Origin of the sequence: Phenylobacterium sp., from assembly GCF_004799395.1 — a bacterium.
Classification (GTDB): Bacteria; Pseudomonadota; Alphaproteobacteria; order Caulobacterales; family Caulobacteraceae; genus Phenylobacterium.
On sequence record NZ_SSMZ01000103.1, the window covers coordinates 1 to 3195 of the forward strand.

Genomic DNA, 3195 nt, shown 5'->3' on the forward strand with positions numbered 1-3195 from the left:
CGACATCGCCATGATGCACCTTTGGACAACACGAAGCCCGCAGGCTCCGCTGGCGTTAATACTGATGGGGCCGCGTTACCAAATTCCTAAAGACGGGACGTCAATTGGATGTCGCCGATTTGAACCCTCGGCCATCTGCGAGGCCTGGGTCACCGACGCCTGACAAAGGTGAACGATGTCTTGCAAGAGCAACCTCGCCTCCTGGTCGGTCAGCGTAGGCAGGCCGATGAACCTGACAGTCCTCAGGAACGGACCCCGCTCGTTGTCTATGGCGCATTTCTGGTTTGCGACCGCGTCATCGAAGCGCGCGTAGGCCAAGCGTTCTACCAGCGGCATCGCTACGCTTTTTTCATTGAGGCGTTCGGACCGGCGCGTCGTCAATGGGCGGAGGTGGCTACCGAGTTGGGGCGCCCGGGTTGGAACAATCAACGCCAGCAAGAGGTCTACGAACGATCTCACGCATCCCAAGGGACCATCCAAAGATGAGAGCGCCTTCCGGCTCGCGGGGACTATCAAGGCGCGCAATAACCCGTCTTGGGGCTCTGCAGCTCACTTGCCTCTGTGCAATCCTAATCCCGGGTTCACCTTCGGCATCCGCTCAGGAGCCGGCTGGCTTGGCAGCAACGTTCGATAACACGATCGTCTCAACCTACGCAGATGGCCGCCACGCCAAGCTATGGCTGGACCGGGGCGGGCGCTACCGCGGTGAGGGCCCGTCCGGGGACGCCTCCAGTGGTCGCTGGACCGTCAATCAGCAGAAGCTTTGCCTTAGACAGGCCCGTCCACTGCCAATCCCGCTCTCGTTCTGTACGGCCGTGATCAACATTGCGGTCGGAAGCGTCTGGCCAGCCAAATCGGTATTTGGCGAGCCTCTATCCGTCGAATTGGTAAGGGGGCGTTGAACGGCAGGTCGGCACCGCCTGGTTCTCCCTGGCCAACGCCGGGAGCGCGTTGAAGCCTGAAGCATCGACTACAACGGCAGCCGCCCAACACGTCCGATTGATCTCGTTGGACATGGTCTTCGCCATTCTTCGGCCGGGCGATTAAGAGGCAACCACAGGATGGTTCAACTCGGGCGCATGGACTTCACCATGGAGCCAACCGGCGCGGCAAGGTCGGCAGCGATCATCTTCGCTCTTATCTGCTTCGGCCTCGGCATCGCCGGGTGTGCGACCGAAACTCATCGCGCCGCCGCGCGGGTTGACCGGACGGACGCAACTGCCAAGCCCTTCGTAGACTGCCGCGGTAGTCACAATCTCGGTCCGACAGTTTTCCTGGAAGCTGGGGCGTTCAGCACGTCAGCCGACTGGAGTTTGATCCTGAGAGATCTCGCCAGGAGCGGCCGGGTCTGCGCCTATGATCGGCTGGGGCTTGGCCTCTCCCCCGACCGGTCCAGTCCACCCACTGCCGAACAGATCGCACGCGAACTCGCCGCGACCCTCGATCAGCTGGGGGAAGCAGCGCCGATCATCCTCGTCGGCCATTCCAACGGCGCATTTTATGCCGAGACCTTTGCCACGCTTTTCCCCGATCGCGTGGCTGGACTGGTCTACGTCAATGGCGTCGGCACGGACGACTTGGACGCTCCTCAACTCATCTCCCAATTGGAGAGCGAAAGGACCCAGGCCGACCTCGCTGCGGTTGGCGGACGCCTGGGCGTGGCCCGCTGGTTTGTAGACCCGAAAATCGCGGCGATTGGCCTTGATGGGCAGGGCGCACTTCGCAAATCGCGGGCGCTCACTTCGAGCCGCTTCCTTGCCGATGCGCGTGACGAGGTCATGGAAATCCTGCCGGCGCTGCGGCGGGTCCGAGAATTGGGCGATGTGCCGCCCACCATCCCGGTCGCCGTGGTCGTTGGTGCTTTGCGACAGGCGCCCGCGCCCGACGAGGCCTGGCGCGCGGCAGAGGTCGCGCCCGCGACACGAGCCTGCCAGGGTTGGGTGCTCGACGCGATAGGGGCCAGCCATGTCTCGCCATTGGGACGGGACCGCAGTTACGTTATCGCGGCGGTCCGGTGGTTGAAGACGCCCGGCCTGAAAGCCGCCGCTGCTTGCACCGACGCAGTGTTCAAACGCTGATCCGCGCAAGTTCGTGGAGCAATGGTTCGACCTGCACCTTTATTTCGCGAATTGGGGCGCCCGGCGATTGATGATGCGGCTACCTCTCGTGGCTGAAGGCCGTGCAGGACCGGTCGGTCGCCGACCATGACCTGGAACCGCTTGCGGGCATCGGTCCGCTGACTGCCGCACAGCGGACATGGGCCGCCCCTCGAAGCGGGTTGTCCGGGCGTTGGTGGGCGCACGTCACTCGCCTAAGAGGCGATTTTTCCAGTAAATTCAGCGGGAGATGGCCTAAATAGGCACTATCCCAGCTCGCCTGGGGACCCTAAGATTTCTCCCCAGGAATGTGACGGTCAGTCACGGGATCGGTGGATGAGGTTCACGATGGACAGGGCCACTCGGATCGGATGCGCTATCGGCGCCGCAATCGCCGCGACTATTCTCGCTGCGGGATCAGGTCCGGCGGCTGCGGCTACCGTGCTTGACGCCAAGACCGTGACGATCACCAGCGCGCTGAACGATGTCGGCGAGCCCTATTACAATCCGGGCGACGCCTACATCCAGGTGTCCGAGGTCGTGGCGGACAATTTCAGCGCGACGGATGTGGCGTTGAGCTCGAACGGCGGAACGGCGACGGCTGCGAGTAATTATCAGGGTTCGGACTACACCGGAAAAGCCATCGATGGCATATATCCCCAAGAGTATTCAGATATCTACCACTCAGCCGGCACGGGAACTGGCGAATTTCTGACAATATCCTTCAGCTCTCCGGAAGATCTTTCCAGCCTGTCGATATACGGCCGGGGCACGACGGGAAGTCCGTCCTGCTGCACTGAGCGCGACGTCTACAACTATTCCATCTTCAACAGCGCCGGCGCCTTGATAACATCGGGCCAACTGGACGCGCGGAATCTGGATCACGTCGCGACAATCGATTTCGATGCGCCCGGCGGCGTGCCTGAGCCGGCGGCCTGGGCGCTCATGATCGGCGGCTTCGGCCTGGCCGGCGCTGCTCTGCGGCGCCAGCGCGCGCAAGTGGCCGCCTAGGCGACACGGATCAACTTGACGCGCCGCCGTCTGCGGATCGGCGCGGCGGTCATGATCGCTTCCACCCTTGGCCGACTTTGTGCGCGTC

The 3195-nt window shown here is 62.8% G+C and carries 2 protein-coding genes; both read left to right on the forward strand.

Annotated features, from left to right (window positions below; all coding sequences use genetic code 11):
* Positions 1 to 1079: 1079 nt before the first annotated feature.
* Positions 1080 to 2078 carry an alpha/beta hydrolase gene (locus tag E8A12_RS07315; RefSeq protein WP_293367261.1) on the forward strand — a complete coding sequence of 333 codons (999 nt, stop codon included), beginning with the start codon at positions 1080 to 1082 and terminating at the stop codon, positions 2076 to 2078.
* A 366-nt stretch (positions 2079 to 2444) separates the two neighbouring features.
* Positions 2445 to 3107 carry a PEPxxWA-CTERM sorting domain-containing protein gene (locus E8A12_RS07320; protein ID WP_293367262.1) on the forward strand — a complete coding sequence of 221 codons (663 nt, stop codon included), beginning with the start codon at positions 2445 to 2447 and terminating at the stop codon, positions 3105 to 3107.
* The last annotated feature ends 88 nt before the right edge of the window (positions 3108 to 3195 follow it).

Bases quoted from the DNA above. Each gene is read 5' to 3' on its own strand.
- E8A12_RS07320 (WP_293367262.1), top strand. From the start codon at position 2,445: ATGGACAGGGCCACTCGGATCGGATGCGCTATCGGCGCCGCAATCGCC.
- E8A12_RS07315 (WP_293367261.1), top strand. From the start codon at position 1,080: ATGGACTTCACCATGGAGCCAACCGGCGCGGCAAGGTCGGCAGCGATC.